Annotated in this window: 15 protein-coding genes; 7 read left to right on the top strand and 8 right to left on the bottom strand. The window is 71.6% G+C overall.

Going from position 1 to position 19,479, the window contains the following annotated elements; all coding sequences use genetic code 11:
- Window positions 1-300: 300 nt before the first annotated feature.
- The 3 genes from ACFYVL_RS18815 to dusB form a co-directional block, all read right to left on the bottom strand.
- Window positions 301-2,748: a discoidin domain-containing protein gene (locus tag ACFYVL_RS18815; RefSeq protein WP_389246065.1), complete on the bottom strand. Its 2,448-nt coding sequence runs from the start codon at window positions 2,746-2,748 to the stop codon at window positions 301-303.
- 284 nt (window positions 2,749-3,032) lie between these two features.
- Window positions 3,033-5,783, bottom strand: a complete 2,751-nt coding sequence (gene ppdK / locus ACFYVL_RS18810) for a pyruvate, phosphate dikinase (RefSeq protein ID WP_389246063.1) — start codon at window positions 5,781-5,783, stop codon at window positions 3,033-3,035.
- A 421-nt stretch (window positions 5,784-6,204) separates the two neighbouring features.
- The gene (gene dusB, locus ACFYVL_RS18805; RefSeq protein ID WP_389246061.1) at window positions 6,205-7,332 is read right to left on the bottom strand and encodes a tRNA dihydrouridine synthase DusB; all 1,128 of its coding nucleotides are present in this window, start codon (window positions 7,330-7,332) and stop codon (window positions 6,205-6,207) included.
- Between the two features lie 67 nt (window positions 7,333-7,399).
- Here dusB and ACFYVL_RS18800 point away from each other — a divergent pair, with 67 nt between their 5' ends.
- On the top strand, window positions 7,400-8,863 hold the full coding sequence (locus ACFYVL_RS18800; protein ID WP_389246059.1) for an MFS transporter: 1,464 nt from the start codon (window positions 7,400-7,402) through the stop codon (window positions 8,861-8,863).
- Here the strand turns inward: ACFYVL_RS18800 and ACFYVL_RS18795 are convergent.
- Window positions 8,836-9,861, bottom strand: coding sequence for a helix-turn-helix transcriptional regulator (locus ACFYVL_RS18795; protein WP_389246057.1), 1,026 nt, complete (start codon window positions 9,859-9,861; stop codon window positions 8,836-8,838). The two genes, ACFYVL_RS18800 and ACFYVL_RS18795, sit on opposite strands and share 28 nt — an antisense overlap.
- 111 nt (window positions 9,862-9,972) lie before the next feature.
- Here ACFYVL_RS18795 and ACFYVL_RS18790 point away from each other — a divergent pair, with 111 nt between their 5' ends.
- Window positions 9,973-11,427: an MFS transporter gene (locus tag ACFYVL_RS18790; protein WP_389246055.1), complete on the top strand. Its 1,455-nt coding sequence runs from the start codon at window positions 9,973-9,975 to the stop codon at window positions 11,425-11,427.
- A 228-nt stretch (window positions 11,428-11,655) separates the two neighbouring features.
- Here ACFYVL_RS18790 and ACFYVL_RS18785 read toward each other — a convergent pair whose 3' ends face one another.
- The 3 genes from ACFYVL_RS18785 to ACFYVL_RS18775 all read right to left on the bottom strand — a co-directional run bounded on the left by ACFYVL_RS18785 (window position 11,656) and on the right by ACFYVL_RS18775 (window position 13,951).
- Window positions 11,656-11,871 (bottom strand): DUF6243 family protein, encoded by a 216-nt coding sequence (locus ACFYVL_RS18785; protein ID WP_389246053.1) that lies wholly within the window; start codon window positions 11,869-11,871, stop codon window positions 11,656-11,658.
- Window positions 11,872-12,098: 227 nt separating this feature from the next.
- A complete protein-coding gene (locus ACFYVL_RS18780; protein WP_389246556.1) occupies window positions 12,099-12,737 on the bottom strand; it encodes a response regulator in 639 nt (212 codons plus the stop codon).
- On the bottom strand, window positions 12,734-13,951 hold the full coding sequence (locus tag ACFYVL_RS18775; protein WP_389246051.1) for a sensor histidine kinase: 1,218 nt from the start codon (window positions 13,949-13,951) through the stop codon (window positions 12,734-12,736). The genes ACFYVL_RS18780 and ACFYVL_RS18775 overlap by 4 nt, the downstream gene beginning before the upstream one ends.
- Before the next feature lie 202 nt (window positions 13,952-14,153).
- Here ACFYVL_RS18775 and ACFYVL_RS18770 point away from each other — a divergent pair, with 202 nt between their 5' ends.
- Window positions 14,154-14,615 (top strand): hypothetical protein, encoded by a 462-nt coding sequence (locus ACFYVL_RS18770; protein ID WP_389246049.1) that lies wholly within the window; start codon window positions 14,154-14,156, stop codon window positions 14,613-14,615.
- Here the strand turns inward: ACFYVL_RS18770 and ACFYVL_RS18765 are convergent.
- Window positions 14,602-15,987 carry a glycine--tRNA ligase gene (locus ACFYVL_RS18765; RefSeq protein ID WP_389246047.1) on the bottom strand — a complete coding sequence of 462 codons (1,386 nt, stop codon included), beginning with the start codon at window positions 15,985-15,987 and terminating at the stop codon, window positions 14,602-14,604. The two genes, ACFYVL_RS18770 and ACFYVL_RS18765, sit on opposite strands and share 14 nt — an antisense overlap.
- A 210-nt stretch (window positions 15,988-16,197) precedes the next feature.
- On the opposite strand from ACFYVL_RS18765, the gene ACFYVL_RS18760 reads away from it, so the two are divergent.
- From ACFYVL_RS18760 to ACFYVL_RS18745, 4 genes are all read left to right on the top strand, one after another.
- On the top strand, window positions 16,198-17,190 hold the full coding sequence (locus ACFYVL_RS18760; RefSeq protein ID WP_389246045.1) for a metal ABC transporter substrate-binding protein: 993 nt from the start codon (window positions 16,198-16,200) through the stop codon (window positions 17,188-17,190).
- A 47-nt stretch (window positions 17,191-17,237) separates the two neighbouring features.
- Window positions 17,238-18,050 (top strand): metal ABC transporter ATP-binding protein, encoded by an 813-nt coding sequence (locus tag ACFYVL_RS18755; protein ID WP_389246042.1) that lies wholly within the window; start codon window positions 17,238-17,240, stop codon window positions 18,048-18,050.
- Between the two features lie 2 nt (window positions 18,051-18,052).
- Window positions 18,053-18,943 (top strand): metal ABC transporter permease, encoded by an 891-nt coding sequence (locus ACFYVL_RS18750; RefSeq protein WP_389246040.1) that lies wholly within the window; start codon window positions 18,053-18,055, stop codon window positions 18,941-18,943.
- 99 nt (window positions 18,944-19,042) lie between these two features.
- The gene (locus ACFYVL_RS18745) at window positions 19,043-19,477 is read left to right on the top strand and encodes a Fur family transcriptional regulator (protein WP_389246038.1); all 435 of its coding nucleotides are present in this window, start codon (window positions 19,043-19,045) and stop codon (window positions 19,475-19,477) included.
- The last annotated feature ends 2 nt before the right edge of the window (window positions 19,478-19,479 follow it).

Raw genomic sequence — 19,479 nt, 5'->3', positions numbered from 1 at the left:
GGCCGTACCGGGTACCAAAAGGGTGGGGCGAAGGCCGTGGGGGGCTTCGCCGTACTTGACGGCGGTGTGCGCGGACGGCAGAACGGCCGCCCGACGGAGGTGACGGGGCGCGTACCACGGGTGGGGATCCGGGGTGCGCGCCCCGCACCTCTCCCGTCACTCCCGCCGTTCATCCCCCGTACTGCGAAGGTCAACTTTTCAACTGCCACTTCGCGCGCGGGTGCGGGCGGCGCTCCGGCGGAGGGCGCCGCTCCGGGTGCGGGGCGGGCCCGGCCTCGGGTCCGGGGGTGACGGGTGCGTTCAGGGGTGGCGGTTCGAGTTCCGCGGTCCGGTGTCGGCGGACTCCTGGCCCCGGACCTCGAACCGCCAGAGCGAGTACCCGTACTCGCTCTGCCGGCCGCGCCCCAGCATCCGCACGTGCCGGGCGTCCTGGGGAGCGGTCAGTTCGACCACGTCCTCCCCCGCGGTGGTCCGACCACGCCGTTCGGCGACCGTGCGCCACGTGGTGCCGTCCGCGGAGACCTGGAGGTCGTAGTCCCGGCCCGCCGCGGCCTCCCAGTCGAGCAGGATCCGGCGCACCGGGCGCGTCTTCCCGAGGTCCACCGCCAGCCACTCGTCGTCGGTGTACCGCGACGCCCAGCGGGTTCCCGGGTCGCCGTCGGTGGCGAGCGCGGCTGCGAGGTGGGCGGCCTCCACGGAGGACGCGGTGGCCGTCCCGCCGCGCGCCAGGTCGGGCACGTCGAAGACCTGCAGGGACCACAGGGTGTACCGGACGGGCCGCGCCTCCCGGCCCCGCACCCGTACGTACCGGGCGTCGGCCGCCGCGAGGGTGAACTCGTCGCGGCCGGGTCCGGTGCGCCCGCGCCGCTCGGCCGCGGTCCGCCAGGTCCGCCCGTCCCCGGACACCTCGATGTCGTAGTCCCGTCCGTGCTCCTGTCCCCAGTCGAGCCGCACCCGGCCCACCGCCCGCGTCCTCCCGAGGTCCACGGTGAGCCAGGGCGCACGCTCCTGGCGGCTGCTCCAGCGGGTGAGGGGGCTGCCGTCGGTGGCCGCGCCGGGCCGGGTGCCGGACCCCGAGGAGGAGGCCAGCGCGGACGCGCCGAAGGAGATCTGGTCGGGTTCGGCGAGGGTCGGTCCGACCACCTTGAGGCCGGGTCCCAGTGCCCCGCGCCGCATCGACGCGGTGAAGGCCGCGTACGGCACGTCGGCGGCGGCCCCGCTCCACATCTTCTGGGCGAGCACCCCGAAGGTCTTCTCGATCAGCCCGTGCACGTCCTGCTCGGTGTACGTGGCGTGCACCAGGTCGTTCCAGACGGCGGACATGGCGCCGCGCAGGACCGGGTCGAAGGGGGCCAGCGACTCCTCGCCGGGGAAGACGTGCGGCTCCCAGCTGTCGTAGAGGTGGCGTCCGTCGAGGCCCAGCGGGTGGTAGTAGGTGGCGAAGGGGACGACGTAGAGCAGCCCGTCATTGGTGTTGACGAGGTCGGTGTAGCCGTCCCCCTTGGCCGCCCGCGGCCCGTACCAGCCGTTGTTCCAGCTGTGCACGGTGACGTCCTTGTCGTACGCGGCCGGCTCCCCGGTCAGCCGGGACAGCGAGCCCCACGCGCGCGGATGCTTGTGCAGCGCGTCGCGCAGATGGGCCGCCATCCCGTTGAAGTAGGCCCGGTAGTGGGCCTCGGGACCGGTGTACTCGTCGGCCCCGAAGTGCACTTCGGGGCTGCGGAACCATGGCGTGAATTCATCGAACACCTGTTTCATGAAGGTCAGCGTGTCCGGATTCCCCAGGTCGAGGTGGTCGCTGTTGGCGCCGCCGAGACCGATGTCCGGCCGGAACCGTACGAAGGACCGCGAGTGGGCGGGTGCGTCGATCTCCGGGGTGAGCTGGACGGCGTGCGCGGCGGCGGTGTCCTCGAAGGAGTCCCAGTCGGCGCGCCCGTAACTGCCGTCCTCGGCGGCCAGCCCGGCCCACCGGCTCTTGTCGCTGCGCAGCCGGAAGGCGTCGTACGCCCGGGACCAGTCGCCGCCGGGGGCCTGGATCTCGTTGTCGTTGAGGTGCAGTTGCAGGTCGTTGAGCTTGAACCACCCCATGATCCGCAGGTAGTCGCGGAGGAAGCCGGGGGTGAAGTAGCGCCGGGCGACGTCCAGCATGAAGCCGCGCAGCCGGTAGTTGGGCCAGTCCCGGGCGGTGCCGGCCGGGACCCGGGTGCGGCGGTCGTCCTGGAGGAGGATCTGGAGCAGCGAGCGGGTGCCGTAGTAGACGCCCCGGCGGTCGGGGGCCACGATGCTCAACCGGTCGGCGCCGGCGCGCAGTTCGTACCCCTCGCGGGCGTAGCGCTCGCCGCCCCGGGGGTGCGCGGCGCGTGCGTCGAGGCGCAGCACGATGTCGCCGCGCCGCGCGCCGCCCTGCCGGGGCGCGGCGATCCGCACCCCGGTGACCTCCTCGATCTCCTGGGTCAGCGTGCGCGAGAGCGCGAGGAGAGCGCGGTCGGCGGTGCCCTCGACGACCACCCGGACGCTTGCGTCGATCCGGTAGGTGCCCGTGGCGCCGGTCCACTCCTGTAGGGCGGGGACGACGACGGGCCGGGCGTTGGTGCCGTCGGCGGCCCGCGCGGGTTCGCGCAGCGGCGGCGCGGGTTCGGCGGCGTACGCGGAGAGGGCGGGCAGCGGGAGCGCGGTCGCGGCGGTGACGACGCCGACGGCGGTGACGAGGGCGCGGCGGGAGAAACGGGCGGACGGTGCCTTGCTCATGCGGGGCCTCCTGGGGCGTCCGTGACGTACGAGCGGCAAGTGATGCACCGTGGTCTCTACCGGTATCCGAACCGAGACCACAAGGGTGCGCACCGCAACCGTCCGCCCCGGGCGACAGGGGCACGCCTGCCACGTGCCCCGGAGACAGGGGCACGCCCTGGGGACGCCGAAGCGGCGGCACCCCCGCACAAGGGTGCCGCCGCTTCGTCATGGAGCCGGATCCGCCGCCGGGGGTGAGGGTGGGTACGAAGTCCCGGGGCGGATCCGGTGGTTCTGCGGACCGGTCAGCGGCTGTCGCTGCCAGTCGCCTGGGCCGCCGCGCGGCCCGCTTCCAGCCGGGCGACCGGAATGCGGAACGGGGAGCAGGAGACGTAGTCCAGACCCACCTCGTGGAAGAAGTGGACGGACTCCGGGTCTCCGCCGTGCTCGCCGCAGACGCCCAGCTTGAGGTCGGGGCGGGTCCGGCGGCCCGCGTCGACGGCCTGCTTGACCAGCGAGCCGACGCCGTCCTTGTCGATCGTCTCGAACGGGGAGACGCCGAAGATGCCCTTCTCCAGGTAGGCGGTGAAGAAGCTCGCCTCCACGTCGTCGCGGGAGAAGCCCCAGACGGTCTGGGTGAGGTCGTTGGTGCCGAAGGAGAAGAACTCCGCGGCCTCCGCGATCTGACCGGCCGTGATGGCGGCGCGCGGCAGCTCGATCATCGTGCCGAGCGCCAGCTTGAGGTCTATGCCGTGGGCCGCCTCGACCTCGGCGATGACCGCTTCGGCCTCCTCGCGGACGATCTCCAGCTCCTGGACCGTGCCGACGAGCGGAATCATGATCTCCGCGCGCGGGTCGCCCTTGGCGTTCTTGCGGGCGGCGGCGGCCTCGGCGATGGCCCTGACCTGCATGGTGAACAGGCCGGGGATGACCAGGCCGAGGCGTACGCCGCGCAGGCCGAGCATCGGGTTCTGCTCGTGCAGGCGGTGCACCGCCTGGAGCAGGCGCAGGTCGTTCTCGTTGGCGTCCTTGCGGGACTCGGCGAGGGCGACGCGCACCGACAGTTCGGTGATGTCGGGCAGGAACTCGTGGAGCGGCGGGTCCAGCAGACGGACGGTGACCGGCAGGCCGTCCATCGCCTCGAAGAGCTCTATGAAGTCCTGCTTCTGGAGCGGGAGCAGGCCCTTGAGGGCGTCCTCGCGCTCGTCGTCGGTGTCCGCGAGGATCAGCCGCTCGACCATCTCGCGGCGCTCGCCGAGGAACATGTGCTCGGTGCGGCACAGGCCGATGCCCTGGGCGCCGAAGCGGCGGGCGCGCAGCGCGTCCTCGGCGTTGTCCGCGTTGGCGCGCACCCGCAGCCGGCGGCGGCGGTCGGCGTACGCCATGATCCGGTGGACGGCCTCGACGAGTTCGTCGGCGTCGTCGGCGCCGGCGTGCATGCGGCCCTCGAAGTACTCGACGACCGGGGACGGCACGACCGGGACCTCACCGAGGTACACCTTGCCGGAGGAGCCGTCGATGGAGACGACGTCGCCCTCCTCCACGACCGTGCTGCCGACGGTGAGGCGGCGGCGCTTGGTGTCGACCTCGATCTCCTCGGCGCCGCAGACACAGGTCTTGCCCATGCCGCGGGCGACGACGGCGGCGTGCGAGGTCTTGCCGCCGCGCGAGGTCAGGATGCCCTCGGCGGCGATCATGCCGTCGAGGTCGTCGGGGTTGGTCTCGCGGCGGATCAGGATGACCTTCTCGCCGGAGCGCGACCACTTGACGGCGGTGTACGAGTCGAAGACGGCCTTGCCGACGGCGGCGCCGGGCGAGGCGGCGATGCCGCGGCCGAGCAGCTGGGTCTTCGCGTCCTCGTCGAAGCGCGGGAACATCAGCTGGGCGAGCTGGGCGCCGTTGACCCGCTGGAGGGCCTCGGCCTCGTCGATCAGGCCCTGGTCCACGAGCTGGGTGGCGATACGGAAGGCGGCACCGGCGGTGCGCTTGCCGACACGGGTCTGGAGCATCCACAGCTGGCCGCGCTCGATGGTGAACTCGATGTCGCACAGGTCCTTGTAGTGCGTTTCGAGCGTTTCCATGATCTGCATGAGCTGGTCGTAGGACTTCTTGTCGATGCCCTCCAGGTCGGCGAGCGGCACCGTGTTGCGGATGCCCGCCACCACGTCCTCGCCCTGCGCGTTCTGGAGGTAGTCGCCGTAGACGCCCTGGTGGCCGGAGGCGGGGTCGCGGGTGAAGGCGACGCCGGTGCCGGAGTCGGGGCCGAGGTTTCCGAAGACCATCGAGCAGACGTTGACGGCCGTGCCGAGGTCGCCGGGGATGCGCTCCTGGCGGCGGTAGAGCTTGGCGCGGTCGGTGTTCCACGAGTCGAAGACCGCGTTGATCGCGAGGTCCATCTGCGCGCGGGGGTCCTGCGGGAACTCCCGGCCGGCCTCGTCGGCGACGATCTTCTTGAACTTCTTGACGAGCTTCTTGAGGTCGGCGGCCTCCAGGTCGGTGTCGACCTTGACCTTCTTGGCCGTCTTGGCGTCTTCGAGGGCCTCCTCGAAGAGTTCGCCGTCCACGCCGAGGACCGTCTTGCCGAACATCTGGATCAGGCGCCGGTAGGAGTCCCACGCGAAGCGCTCGTCGCCGCCGACCTGCTTGGCCAGACCGGAGACCGAGGCGTCGGAGAGGCCGATGTTGAGGACCGTGTCCATCATGCCGGGCATCGAGAACTTGGCGCCGGAGCGGACCGAGACGAGGAGCGGGTTGTCGGCCTGGCCGAGCTTCTTGCCCATCTTCGCCTCAAGGGCGTCCAGGTGGGCGCTGACCTCGTCGCGCAGCTCCTTGGGAGCGTCACCGCTGTCGAGGTAGACCTTGCACGCCTCGGTCGTGATCGTGAACCCCGGAGGCACCGGCAGACCCAGGTTGGTCATCTCGGCGAGGTTGGCGCCCTTGCCACCGAGAAGGTCCTTGAGGTCCTTGTTGCCCTCGGTGAAGTCGTAGACGAACTTCTGCTCGGCCGGCTGCGCGCCGTCCTGGCTGGCTACGTGGGGTTCTTTGTTTTCCGACACGGGTCTCGGCTCCTCGAAGACGCGGTGGCTGCCCTGACGGCGAGGAACATACCCAGATCGAAGGTGTCTGGGTACGTCCACTTAACCGTCATACGGCTTTAACCACCCGTCCGCCAGCAGATCGAAAGCCGCAGGGACTTCGGGGCGAAACCGCAGCCGACTTCAAGACTTGTACACAGCACTACGTTCCGTCGATCATCAGGCATCGATCATCGACTCACCGTAGTGGAAAGATCCAGTCGTCAAACAGAGAAGGGGTGGCACCGAGTGCCACCCCTTCTGAAGGTGCAATCCCTCTTTCGCCGCTCATGTGAGCAACTACATCATCAGGCGTGGCGAGAATCACGCTCACAAGTGAGCGCGGATCTCGCGATGCAGACCCGCGCTCGCCCGTGATTCTCTACGCCCAGCAGCCGGACGATCACCCTCCGGATGTGTCCAGCTCCGCGTCCGCGCTGATCCCGGCACAGTCGTACGGGTCTTTCAGCCAGCCATCGGGCAGGACAACCCGCCCATTTCCGGACGTACGACCGCGCGGGCCGTCCGCACCCACCGGCCAGGGCTGGTCCAGGTCCAGCTCGCTCATATGAGCGTCCATTTCGGCCAGAGAAGAGGAGATCGCGAGCTTCTTGCGCATCTCGGAACCCACCGAGAACCCCTTGAGGTACCAGGCCACATGCTTGCGGAAGTCGATGACACCGCGTGCCTCGTCCCCGATCCACTCCCCCAGCAGCTCCGCGTGCCGCCGCATGGTCGCCGTGACCTCGCGCAGCGTCGGCTCCACCCGCTCCGGGCGGCCCTCGAAGGCCGCCACCAGGTCCGCGAACAGCCACGGCCTACCCAGACAGCCGCGCCCCACGACCACTCCGTCGCAGCCGGTCTCGCGCACCATCCGCAGCGCGTCGTCCGCCGACCAGATGTCGCCGTTGCCGAGCACCGGGATCTCCGGTACGTGCTCCTTGAGGCGCGCGATGGCGTCCCAGTCTGCGGTGCCGCCGTAGTGCTCGGCCGCCGTCCGCCCGTGCAGCGCGATCGAGGTGACGCCCTCGTCGACGGCGATCCGCCCGGCGTCCAGGAAGGTGATGTGGTCGTCGTCGATGCCCTTGCGCATCTTCATCGTCACCGGCAGGTCGCCCGCGTTGGTCACCGCCTCGTGCAGGATCGCGCGCAGCAGGGGCCGCTTGTAGGGCAGCGCGGAGCCGCCGCCCTTGCGGGTCACCTTCGGCACCGGGCAGCCGAAGTTGAGGTCGATGTGGTCCGCCAGGTCCTCGTCCACGATCATCCGGACCGCCTTGCCGACGGTGACCGGGTCCACCCCGTACAGCTGGATCGAGCGCGGGGTCTCGTGCGCGTCGAAGTGGATGAGGTGCATGGTCTTCTCGTTGCGCTCCACCAGCGCCCGGGTCGTGATCATCTCGCTCACGAACAGCCCCTTCCCGCCGGAGAACTCGCGGCAGAGGGTGCGGAACGGCGCGTTCGTGATGCCTGCCATGGGCGCCAGCACCACGGGCGGCTGCACGACATGGGGGCCGATGTTGAGCGAATTCATTACTCGATTGTCGCCCACTCCCCGCACCCGATCGAGCGGATTCTTTAGTTATCCGTACTATCGAAAGATGTCCGTCGCCCCCTCGCCGCAGCTCTCGCACCGCCGCCGGATGCTCGTCCTGGGCATCTGCTGCATGAGCCTGCTGATCGTCAGCCTCGACAACACGGCCCTCAACGTCGCTCTCCCCGCCATGCAGCGCGAACTGGGCGCCTCCGTGTCCGGCATGCAGTGGACGATCGACGCCTACACCCTCGTCCTCGCCTCGCTCCTGATGCTGTCGGGATCGATGGGCGACCGGCTCGGGCGGCGCAAGGTGTTCCGGGCGGGTCTGGTGATGTTCACCCTCGGCTCGCTGCTCTGCTCGCTGGCCCCGAACCTCGAATCGCTGATCGCCTTCCGCGCCGTCCAGGCCGTCGGCGGCTCGATGCTCAACCCGGTCGCGATGTCGATCATCACCAACACCTTCACCGATCCCCGCGAACGCGCCCGCGCGATCGGCGTCTGGGGCGGTGTCGTCGGCATCTCCATGGCGGCGGGGCCGCTGATCGGCGGGCTGCTCGTCGACTCGGTCGGCTGGCGCTCCATCTTCTGGGTCAACCTCCCCGTCGGCCTGGCCGCCCTCCTGCTGACCCTGCGCCACGTCCCCGAGTCGCGCGCCGCGAAGGCCCGCAGGGCCGACCCGGTGGGCCAGCTCCTGGTGATCGCGCTGCTCGCCTCGCTCACGTACGCGATCATCGAGGCGCCCGAGGCGGGCTGGACCTCGCCCCTCACGCTGTCCCTGGCGGGGGTCGCGGTGTTCTCGCTGGCCGCACTCGCGCTGTACGAGCCGCGCAGGGACGAGCCCCTGATCGACCCCCGGTTCTTCCGCAGCGCCCCGTTCAGCGGCGCCACGGTGATCGCGATCTGCGCGTTCGCCTCGCTCGCCGGATTCCTCTTCCTGAACACCCTGTACCTGCAGAACGTCCGGGGCCTGTCCGCCCTGCACGCGGGGCTCTACATGCTGCCGATGGCCGCCCTGACCTTCGTCTGCGCGCCGCTGTCCGGGCGGCTGGTCGGCTCGCGCGGCCCCCGGCTCTCGCTGCTGGTCGCGGGCACGGCGATGACGGCGAGCGCGGTGCTCTTCGCGGGGTTCGGGGCGGAGGGCGACGACGTGCTGATGTTCACCGGGTACGTGCTCTTCGGCCTCGGCTTCGGCATGGTGAACGCGCCCATCACCAACACCGCCGTCTCCGGGATGCCCCGCGCCCAGGCGGGCGTCGCGGCGGCCGTCGCCTCGACCAGCCGGCAGGTCGGCTCGACGCTGGGCGTCGCGGTGATCGGCGCGGTCCTCGCGGCGGGCCTCGGCGGCACGTCGCAGGCGGACACCTTCGTCGCGGCGGCCGTCCCGGCCTGGTGGGTGATAGCGGGCTGCGGCCTCGCCGTCCTCCTCGTCGGCCTGCTGACCAGCGGGAAGTGGGCGCGCGGAACGGCGGAGCGGACCGCGCGGCGGCTGCTGGAGCCCGCTCAGGAGCCGTCGGCCGCCCGTGCGTGAAGCAGCTCCAGCCGGGCCCGGGTCTCCGCGTCGACCGGCGGGTAGCTGACCAGCCGGGGCCCCGTACCGGGGCCGCCGCCGGGGCTCAGCCAGAGGTTGACGTGCTCGACGTGCAGCAGCCCGACCTCGCTCTGGCGGATGTACTTGGTGTGGCTGGTGTGCTCGACCACCTCGTGCCGCTCCCACAGCTCGCAGAATTCCGCCGACTCCGCGCGCAGCCGGTTCAGCAGCGCCTTCCAGGCGGGCTCGGCGAGGTGCCCGGCCATCGAGGCGCGGAACTTGGCGGCCATCGCCCGGATCGTCCCCGGCAGGTCGGCCAGCGAGGAGCGCCACTGTTCGTTGGTGAAGGCCAGCAGCATGCAGTTGCGGTCCTCGCGGGGCAGCGCGTCGAGGTCGCAGAGCAGCCGGGCGTACCCGCGGTTGTACGCGAGGATGTCGTACCGGCTGTTCTGGATGCAGGCCGGAATGGGCTCCAGCTGGCGCAGCAGCGCCTGGTAGGCGGGGGTGACCGTCGGGCAGGGCCCGTCGGGGGCGGGGTCCGGCGTCCCGGCGAGCGCGAAGAGGTGGCTGCGCTCGACCCGGTCCATGCGCAGGGCGCGCCCGATGGAGTCCAGCACCTGCGGCGACACCTGGATGTTCCTGGCCTGCTCCAGCCACGTGTACCAGGTCACCCCGACGGCGGCGAGCTGGGCGACCTCCTCGCGGCGCAGCCCCGGTGTGCGGCGCCGGGGCCCGCGCACCAGACCGACCTGCTCGGGGGTGATGCGCTCGCGGCGGCTGCGCAGGAAGGCGGCGAGCTCGGCCCGGCGCACGTCGGGCTCGCCGTGGCCCTGGACGGCGACGCCCCCCGGGTCCCGCTCCCGCGCGGGCGCGGGTCCGGCCGCCCCGGAGTGCCGCGCGGGCGCGGGGCCGGCCGCCGTCGACGGGTGTGCCCCGGGCGCCGGGCCGGCCGCCGTCGCCGGACCGCTGTGTGTGGTGCCCTGTGCCATCGTCGTCATGCCCCCAGCGTCCGTGAGCCACCGCGCACCGGCCATCCCGTTGCCGGGTAGTGCTTGTACCAGGATAAGGAGACTCTGGTACCAGGCTCGCGGTGCCCCAAGAGTGGTGGCGTGACCACAACGACCGCTTCCGCCACGGCTCCCCCGTCCCCTGCCGCCCCGTCCTCCCCGCCCGGCGCCGCCCCGGCCGCGCTCGGTGCGCTCGGGCTGTTCACCGTGCTGCTCGGGGCGGCGCTGCCGTTGATCGACTTCTTCATCGTCAATGTCGCGCTGCCCACCATCGACCGCGAACTCGCCGCGGGCCCGGCCCTGCTGGAGCTGGTCGTGGCGGGCTACGGGCTGGCGTACGCCGTCCTGCTGGTGCTGGGCGGCCGGCTCGGCGACATGTTCGGCCGCCGCCGGCTGTTCCTGTACGGCATGGCCGCCTTCGGTCTGACCTCGCTGGCCTGCGGCCTGGCCCCCGACGCGTGGACCCTCGTCGGGGCCCGGGTCGCGCAGGGCGCGGCGTCCGCGCTGATGCTGCCGCAGGTGCTGGCGACCATCCAGTCGGCGACGGCGGGAGCGCGCCGGGCGAAGGCCATGAGCCTGTACGGGGCGACGGCCGGGCTGTCGATGGTGGCCGGCCAGATCCTCGGCGGGCTGCTGGTCGCCGCCGACGTCGCCGGAACGGGCTGGCGGTCGATCTTCCTGGTGAACGTGCCGGTGGCGGTGGCCGGGCTGCTGCTCGCCGTGCGCTCGGTGCCCGAATCGCGCTCGGAGCGGCCCGCCCCCGTCGACGTACCGGGCACCCTGCTGCTGGCGCTGTCGCTGCTCACCCTGCTGGCGCCGCTGACCGAGGGGCGGGCGGCGGGGTGGCCGCTGTGGACGTGGCTGTCGCTGGGCGCGTTCCCGTTCGTGGCGCTCGGGTTCTTCCTGGTGGAGCGGCGGGCGGACCGCGCCGGGCGCACGCCGCTGGTGCCGCCGAGCCTGTTCGCGATCCCCTCGATGCGGCGCGGGCTGCCGGGGATCGTGCCGTTCTCGGTGAACTTCGGCGGCTACATGTTCGTGCTGGCGGTGGTGATGCAGCAGGGCCTGGGCAAGGGGGCGGTGGTCGCGGGGCTGACGCTGGTGCCGATGGCGCTGGCGTACTTCGCGGCGTCCCTGGCGGGGCCGAGGCTGATCGGCCGGTACGGGGGCCGCGTCGCGGTGGCCGGTTCGGTGATCCAGGGGGCGGGCTTCGCCGTCCTGCTCGTGACGGTCCGCGAGGGCTGGCCCGACCTGGGGGCGGCGGCGCTGCTCCCGGCGATGCTGCTGACCGGTCTCGGCCAGGGGCTCCAGTTGCCGGTGCTGATGCGGATCGTGCTCTCCGAGGTCCCGGCGGACCGGGCCGGGGTGGGCAGCGGGGTGATGGTGACCGCGCAGCAGGCGGCGCTGGCCCTCGGGGTGGCGACGCTCGGCACGCTCTTCGTGACGCTGTCCTCGACGGGGGACATGGGCGACGCCCTCACCGTGACGCTGCTGGTGCATCTGGGGGTGGCGGCGCTGACCGGGCTGCTGAACCTGCGGCTGCCCCGCACGGTCGGCTGAGGTGTGCGGGCGTGTCGTACGGCGCGCCCGCACACGGGGCAGGGCCCGGACCGCGTGCTGCGGTCCGGGCCCTGCCGTCGTCCGTGCGGCCCGTCCGGGGCCCGGTTTCCCGGCCCGGGGCTCAGGCCCGGGGCTCAGGCCCAGGGTTCAGGGCCCGGGGTTCAGGGCCCGGGGTTCAGGCCCGAGGTTCAGGGCCCGGGGTTCAGACCCGAGGCTCAGGCCCGGGGTTCAGGCCTGGGTGCCGGTGTCCTCGGCGGTGCCGTTGTCGTCGCCGCCGACGGCCTTCGCGCGCATCTTCGCCAGCAGTTCGGCCTTCTTGTCGGCGGCCTGCTGACGGTCGGCGTTGCGGTGCGGGCCGTTGTTGGCCCGCTCGGCGCGGGACTGCCGCTTGCGCTGGCCGCCGCCCTGCCCGACGGGGTTGTTGATGTTCTTGCTCGTGGTCACGGGTTCTCCCGGTGAAGTGAAGTGATCTACGGATTCGTCGGTGGGGGACGGGCGCGGCGGCGTCGGGGACGTCAGCAGGGGCCCGTCACGCTCTCACTCGTAAATCGGCGTCTGGAAGAACATACCCACGACGGTACCCCGTCGCCGGACCGCCGGTCACCGCATTTTCCCCGGGCCCACGCCCTCCCCCGGCCCCCGGGGAGCAGTCCCGGTCCGGGCCGGCGGCCCTAGCTCCCGCCCTCCAGGAAGCGCAGGACCGCCAGCACCCGGCGGTGGTCGGCCTCCGCGCGCGGCAGGTCCAGTTTGGCGAGGATGCTGTTGATGTGTTTGGCGACGGCACTCTCGCTGATGACGAGTTGGCCGGCGATCCCGGCGTTGGAGCGGCCCTCGGCCATCAGGGCGAGCACCTCGCGCTCGCGCTCGGTGAGCCGCTCCAGGGGGTCGCTCCGCCGCCGCACCAGGAGTTGCGCGACGACCTGCGGGTCCAGTGCGGTGCCGCCGTCGGCGACCCGGCGCAGGGACTCGATGAACTCCTCGACGTCGGCGACCCGTTGCTTGAGGAGGTAGCCGATGCCGCTGGTGTGCGCGGCGAGGAGTTCGGCGGCGTACCGCTCCTCGACGTACTGCGACAGCATCAGCACGGCGGTGTCCGGCCACTGCTCGCGCAGCCGCAGCGCGGCCCGCACGCCCTCGTCGGTGAAGGACGGCGGCATCCGTACGTCGACGACGGCGAGGTCCGGGCGGTGCTCGGCCACGGCGGCCAGCAGCCCTTCCCCGTCACCGCACTCGGCGACCACCTCGAAGCCCGCCATCTGGAGGACCTTCACCACGCCCATCCTGAGCAGGACGGAATCCTCGGCGATCACGGCGCGACGCACGGCAGCTCCACATTCATCACGGTCGGCCCCCCGGCGGGGCTGGTCAGCCGGAAGCTCCCGTCGACCGCACCCACGCGCTGCGCGAGCCCTTTGAGACCGGTGCCGCCGGACAGGGCGGCACCGCCCGCACCGTCGTCGGTGACGGTCACCCGCAGTATCGCCCCCAGCCGGACGACGGTCACCTCCGCCCGGGTGGCGCGGGCGTGCTTGGCGATGTTGGTGAGGGCCTCGGAGACGACGAAGTAGGCGACGCCCTCGACGGCCGGGGCGGCCCGCTCCGTCATCTCGACGCGGAGTCTCACGTCGAGGGGGGCTCGTGCGGCCAGTCCCGACAGGGCGGCGTCCAGGCCGCGTTCGTCGAGGACGGCCGGGTGCAGGCCGCGCACCAGGGTGTTGAGTTCCTCGATGGCCTCCTTGGCATCGCGGTGCGCCTCGTCGATGACCCGGCGCGCCTCGGGCGGCAGGTCGGTCAGGGCGACCTTGGCGATGCCGAGGTTGAGGGCGAGGGAGACGAGGCGCTGCTGGGCGCCGTCGTGCAGGTCGCGTTCGATGCGGCGGCGTTCGGCCGCGGCGGCGTCGACGGCCCCGGCCCGGCTCTCGGTGAGGTCCTCGACGCGCTGCTTGAGCGTGTCGTCGCGGACGTCGTGCAACACGGCGGGTGCGATGCGGTGTTCGAGGCGTACGAGGGCCGCGGCCAGCGGCGGCGTGACGGCGAGCGCGGCGACGCCCGCGGCCATGACATAGGCGGAGGTGGTGGTGTAGCCGGGGTGGGCGATCCGCCAGCTGAAGGGGATCAGCGCGAATTCCCACGCGTAGACCGTGGTGGCGGCGATGCCTCCCAGAAGGAGCAGCAGCACCAGCGCTTCGAGCGCGCCGAGGCAGGGTGCGAGAAGCCAGTTGTACGCCAACTGCCGCCCCGGGACGGCGAACCGGAGCCGGGGTATGAGCACGCCGGTCAGCTCCCGGTGGCGCCAGCGGTGCCCGTCGGTGAGCCCGATGCCCGCGAGGAGCAGCAGCAGTACCGGTATGGGCAGGACCATCGGGGCCGCGCTGGAGGAGCCGTCGAGGATGCCGACGAGCTGGGTGGCCGCCCACAGGAACAGCGGCGCGGTCAGCAGGTGCAGGGGCACCCCGGACGCGAGGAAGACGAGGTCGCGCCGCAGCCGCGTCAGCGAACGGCGCAGCCTGGGCGGCATGTTCATGATCCGAGCCTAGCGGTGGGGACCCCGCGGGCGCCCTCCCTCCCGCTACCGCCCGTGGGGTGCAACCAGTGCCACCCCACAACGGGCAGCAGTGGCAATGACCTGCGGATACATCTCCGGGAGTGTGGTCGGCGAGCCCGCCCAGAGGGTTCCCCGGACCGGTCACCGGCCGGGCGGCCCCACCCCGGAAGGCAGACCCGCGATGGCTCTCACCGTTCTCAACTCCCCCGTCCGCGTCCGCCTGTTGACCGGCCGGCTGCTCACCGGGGCGGGGCTGGCGCTGCTGCCCTGGATGGGCTTCCTCGCGGCGACGCTGCCGCCCGCGCAGGCCGTCGCCTGGGTGGCGCTGGACGGCCTGGAGGCGTACTGCCTGATCACGGCGGGGCTGCGGCTGGCCAGGGGGCACGGGGGTCACCGGATACCGACGGCCGCCGCCGCGCTGCTGCTGGCCGTGGACGCGACGGCGGACCTGCTCACCTCGGCGCCCGGCACGGAGCTGGCGCAGGCCGTCACGATGGCGGTGTGCGCCGAACTCCCGCTGGCCGCCCTGTGCGTCGCGCTGGCACGACGAGGCCCCCGGCCGCCTCGCGGGGAGGCGGCCGGGGGCCCGGACGTGCGGGACGTGCCCGCGAAGGCGGGAACGACCGCGGCTAGCAGCCGATGAGGCGGACCGCCAGGTACTCCTGGATCATGTCCAGCGAGACGCGCTCCTGCTTCATGGTGTCGCGCTCGCGCACGGTCACCGCGTTGTCGTCGAGGGTGTCGAAGTCGACGGTGACGCAGAACGGGGTGCCGATCTCGTCCTGGCGGCGGTAGCGGCGGCCGATGGCGCCCGCGTCGTCGAACTCGATGTTCCAGTTCTTCCGCAGGTCGGCGGCCAGGCCCTTGGCCTTCGGCGAGAGCTGCGGGTTGCGCGACAGCGGCAGGACGGCGACCTTGACCGGCGCGAGACGCGGGTCGAGACCCATCACGACGCGCTTCTCCATGACGCCCTTGGCGTTGGGCGCCTCGTCCTCGCGGTAGGCGTCCAGCATGAAGGCGAGCATGGCGCGGTTGACGCCGGCCGCCGGCTCGATGACGTACGGCGTCCAGCGCTCGTTGGCCTCCTGGTCGAAGTAGACCAGGTCGTGGCCGGAGGCGGCGGAGTGCGCCTTGAGGTCGTAGTCGGTGCGGTTGGCCACGCCCTCCAGCTCGGAGAACTCGGTGCCGCCGAAGTTGAAGCGGTACTCGATGTCGGCGGTGCGCTTGGAGTAGTGGGAGAGCTTCTCGGCCGGGTGCTCGTACCAGCGGATGTTCTCGGGGTTGATGCCGAGGTCCAGGTACCAGTTCCAGCGCTGCTCCATCCAGTACTCCTGCCACTGCTCGTCCTCGCCCGGCTTGACGAAGAACTCCATCTCCATCTGCTCGAACTCGCGCGTGCGGAAGATGAAGTTGCCGGGCGTGATCTCGTTGCGGAAGGACTTGCCCATCTGCGCGATGCCGAACGGCGGCTTCTTGCGCGAGGTCTGCTGGACCTGGGCGAAGTTGGTGAAGATGCCCTGCGCGGTCTCCGGGCGCAGGTACGCCTTGGAGGCGGTGTCCTGGGCCGGGCCGAGGTGGGTCTCCAGCATGCCGGAGAACTGCTTGGGCTCGGTGAACTGGCCCTTGGTGCCGCAGTTGGGGCAGTTGACGTCGGCCAGGCCGTTCTCGGGGGCGCGGCCGTGGTGCTTGGCCTCGTACGCCTCGATCAGGTGGTCGGCGCGGTGCCGCTTGTGACAGGCGGTGCACTCGGTGAGCGGGTCGGAGAAGGTCGCGACGTGACCGGAGGCCACCCACACCTCGGGGGCCAGGATGACCGACGAGTCGATGCCGACCACGTCCTCGCGCGCGACGACCATCGCCCGCCACCACTGACGCTTGATGTTCTCCTTGAGCTCGACGCCCAGCGGCCCGTAGTCCCAGGCAGCTTTGGAGCCGCCGTAGATCTCACTGCTCGGGAAAACGAAGCCACGGCGCTTGCTCAGGCTGACGATGGTGTCGATCTTGTCGGCGGCCACGGTGCTCTCTTCATTACGACGACGAAGGTGTGAGTCCGCCGGTGCACGCGGCTCACCGGCGCGACCCCCCTGCACGGCCACGACCCGGCACGGCCCGGCGAATGCCTCAGGTTACCGGCGTACCGGGGCCCCGGATCAAATCGGTATGCGGGACAGAGCGGACAACCCCACTATTGACAATCGTTTCCACTTTTGTTGAAAATGACTGTCATGAACGTACGACGCCTCATACCCGCCACCGCCACCCTCGCCGCCGTCTCCCTCGGCCTGGTCACCCTGTCCGCCTGCGGCGGCAGCTCGGCCGCCGACGACGCCAAGGGCCCAGGCGGGAAGCTGAACGTGATCGCGTCGTTCTATCCCATGCAGTTCCTGGCGGAGCAGATAGGCGGCGACAAGGTCGCCGTCACCCCCCTCACCAAGCCGGGCGTCGAGCCGCACGACCTGGAGCTCAAGCCCAAGCAGACCGCCCAGCTCTCCGACGCGGACCTGATCGTCTACCTCAAGGGCCTCCAGCCGGCCGTCGACGAGGCCGTGAAGCAGTCCGGTGCCAAGGCCACCGTCGACGCCACGACCCTCACCTCCCTGGAGACGCACGGCACCGAGGCCGGCGGCCACGACCACGGCGGCGAGGAGGCCGGGCACGAGGGCCACGACCACGGCCACTCGCACGGCGAGAAGAACGCCACCGACCCGCACATCTGGCTCGACCCGGTGAAGTACGCCGAGGTCGCCAAGGGCGTCGGCAAGGCCCTGGAGAAGGCGGACCCGGCGAACGCCGCCCTCTACAAGAAGAACACCGACACCCTCGTCACCAAGCTGGACGGCCTGCACACGGCCTTCAAGGACGGCTTGAAGAACACCGCCACCAAGACCTTCATCACCACCCACTCCGCCTTCGGCTACCTCGCCGAGCGCTACGGCCTGGAGCAGGAGGGCATCAGCGGCGTCGACCCCGAGTCGGAGCCCAGCCCCGCCCGCATCAAGCAGCTCCAGAAGATCGCCAAGGAGGACAAGGTCTCCACGGTCTTCTTCGAGACGCTGGCCAGCGACAAGACGGCGGCCACCCTCGCCAAGGACACCGGCCTGAAGACCGACGTCCTGGACCCGCTGGAAGGCATCACCGACAAGTCCCGGGGCTCCGACTACATCGAGGTCATGCGGTCCAACCTCGTGGCACTGAAGAAGGCCCTCGGCGCCAAGTGAGCGATCCCGGACACCCCGCACAACCCGCAGCTACGGAGGCGCGACCCGTGCAGACGAACCGTGTGCAGAGCACCCGCGTGCAGAACGACGCCGTCATCTCCCTGAGCGCGGCCACCGCCACGCTCGGCTCGCGCCCCGTGCTGCGCGGGATCGACCTCGCCGTGCGGCGCGGCGAGGTCGTCGCGCTGCTCGGCGCCAACGGCTCGGGCAAGTCCACGGCCGTCCGCTCGGTGATCGGCCAGGTGCCGCTCACCGGCGGCTCCGTCGAGCTGTTCGGCACCCCGCTGAAGCGGTTCAGGCAGTGGGCCCGGGTCGGCTACGTACCGCAGCGGACCACCGCCGCGGGCGGGGTGCCGGCGACGATACGCGAGGTGGTGTCCTCCGGGCGCCTGTCACGGGCCCGGCTGGGGCTGCTGTCCCGGGCGGACAAGGCGGCCGTCGAGCGGGCCATCGACCTGGTCGGGCTGAGCAGCCGGGCCAAGGACTCGGTGAGCGCGCTCTCCGGCGGCCAGCACCAGCGGGTGCTGATCGCCCGCGCGCTGGCCTCGGAGCCGGAGCTGCTGATCATGGACGAGCCGCTGGCCGGGGTCGACCTGGCCAGCCAGGAGATCCTCGCGGCCACCCTGCGCGAGCAGGTGGCGGCCGGCACCTCGGTCCTGCTCGTACTGCACGAGCTGGGCCCGCTGGAGCCGCTGATCGACCGCACCGTCGTCCTGCGCGACGGCCTGGTGGTGCACGACGGGCCGCCGACCGCCGGGGCCCTGCCGGGCCACGACGAGAACCACCTGACCAAGGAAGACTGCCACCCGCACGCCGCGCCCGCCGCCGCGTCCGGGGTACCGACGGGACTGCTGGGCTGACCATGACCGAACTCCTGGAGATCTTCAGTACGCCGTTCATGCAGCGGGCCCTGATCGCCGCCGTGCTGGTCGGCATCACCGCCCCCGCGATCGGCATCTACCTGGTGCAGCGCAGGCAGTCGCTGATGGGCGACGGCATCGGCCACGTCGCGATGACCGGTGTCGGCCTCGGCTTCCTGCTCTCCGCCAGCCCCGTGTGGACGGCCACCGCCGTCGCCGTCGCCGGCTCGGTGATCATGGAGCTGATCCGCTGGTACGGCAAGACGCGCGGCGACATCGCGCTGGCGATGCTGTTCTACGGCGGCATGGCGGGCGGTGTGCTGCTCATCAACCTCGCGCCGACCGGCTCCAACGCCAACCTCTCCTCGTACCTCTTCGGCTCGCTCTCCACGGTCTCCGCCGAGGACGTGACGGCGATCTGCCTGCTGGCCGGGTTCGTCGTGCTGGTGACGATGGGGCTGCGCAGGCAGCTGTTCGCGGTCAGCCAGGACGAGGAGTTCGCCCGGGTCACCGGTCTGCCGGTGCGGGCCCTCAACCTCCTGGTCGCGGTCACCGCGGCCGTCACCGTGACCGTCGCGATGCGCGTCGTCGGACTGCTGCTGGTCAGCGCGCTGATGGTGGTGCCGGTGGCCGCGGCCCAGCAGATCTCGCGCAGCTTCACCGTCACGTTCGTGCTCGCGGTGACCATCGGCACGGCCGTGACGCTGGCCGGCACCCTCACCTCGTACCAGTACGACGTGCCGCCCGGCGCGACCATCGTCCTCCTCGCGATCGGCGTCTTCGTCGTCCTGACTCTTCTCGCCGCGCCTCTGGCCCGGCGGCGCTCCCGCGCGGGACACTCTGCCGAGCGGCCCGCAGGCGACCCGGTGGCCGCCGAACCCGTGAAGGCCTGATCCGGACCCGGCCGGGGCGAGGGAGCGGTGCCGGTGGGGAGCACTGGCACAATGGCCCGACGTATCTATTCGCGTAATGGGCGACCAGAGGAGGCACCTGTGACAACGGCGCCGAACGGTGCGGCGGCGAACGCCGCTCCGGTACGTGGGCGCTCCACCCGGCAGCGGACCGCCGTGGCGGCGGCGCTGGACGAGGTGGACGAGTTCCGCAGCGCGCAGGAGCTGCACGACATGCTCAAGCACAGGGGCGACTCGGTCGGGCTGACCACGGTCTACCGCACGCTGCAGTCCCTGGCGGACGCGGGCGAGGTCGACGTGCTGCGCACCAGCGAGGGCGAGTCGGTGTACCGGCGCTGTTCCACCGGGGACCACCATCACCACCTGGTGTGCCGGATGTGCGGCAAGGCGGTCGAGGTCGAGGGCCCCGCCGTCGAGTCGTGGGCCGAGTCGATCGCGGCCCAGCACGGCTATGTGAACGTGGCGCACACGGTGGAGATCTTCGGTACGTGCGCGGAGTGCGCGGCCACCGCCTGAGC

Origin of the sequence: Streptomyces sp. NPDC004111, assembly GCF_042874215.1 — a bacterium.
GTDB lineage: Bacteria > Actinomycetota > Actinomycetes > Streptomycetales > Streptomycetaceae > Streptomyces.
The sequence above is the reverse complement of the archived record's forward strand: the minus strand, read 5'-3'. Positions and strand labels throughout refer to the sequence as shown.

Bases quoted from the DNA above. Each gene is read 5' to 3' on its own strand.
- ACFYVL_RS18815 (WP_389246065.1), bottom strand. From the start codon at position 2,748: ATGAGCAAGGCACCGTCCGCCCGTTTCTCCCGCCGCGCCCTCGTCACC.
- dusB (WP_389246061.1), bottom strand. From the start codon at position 7,332: ATGAATTCGCTCAACATCGGCCCCCATGTCGTGCAGCCGCCCGTGGTG.
- ACFYVL_RS18800 (WP_389246059.1), top strand. From the start codon at position 7,400: ATGTCCGTCGCCCCCTCGCCGCAGCTCTCGCACCGCCGCCGGATGCTC.
- ACFYVL_RS18795 (WP_389246057.1), bottom strand. From the start codon at position 9,861: ATGACGACGATGGCACAGGGCACCACACACAGCGGTCCGGCGACGGCG.
- ACFYVL_RS18775 (WP_389246051.1), bottom strand. From the start codon at position 13,951: ATGAACATGCCGCCCAGGCTGCGCCGTTCGCTGACGCGGCTGCGGCGC.
- ACFYVL_RS18770 (WP_389246049.1), top strand. From the start codon at position 14,154: ATGGCTCTCACCGTTCTCAACTCCCCCGTCCGCGTCCGCCTGTTGACC.
- ACFYVL_RS18760 (WP_389246045.1), top strand. From the start codon at position 16,198: ATGAACGTACGACGCCTCATACCCGCCACCGCCACCCTCGCCGCCGTC.
- ACFYVL_RS18750 (WP_389246040.1), top strand. From the start codon at position 18,053: ATGACCGAACTCCTGGAGATCTTCAGTACGCCGTTCATGCAGCGGGCC.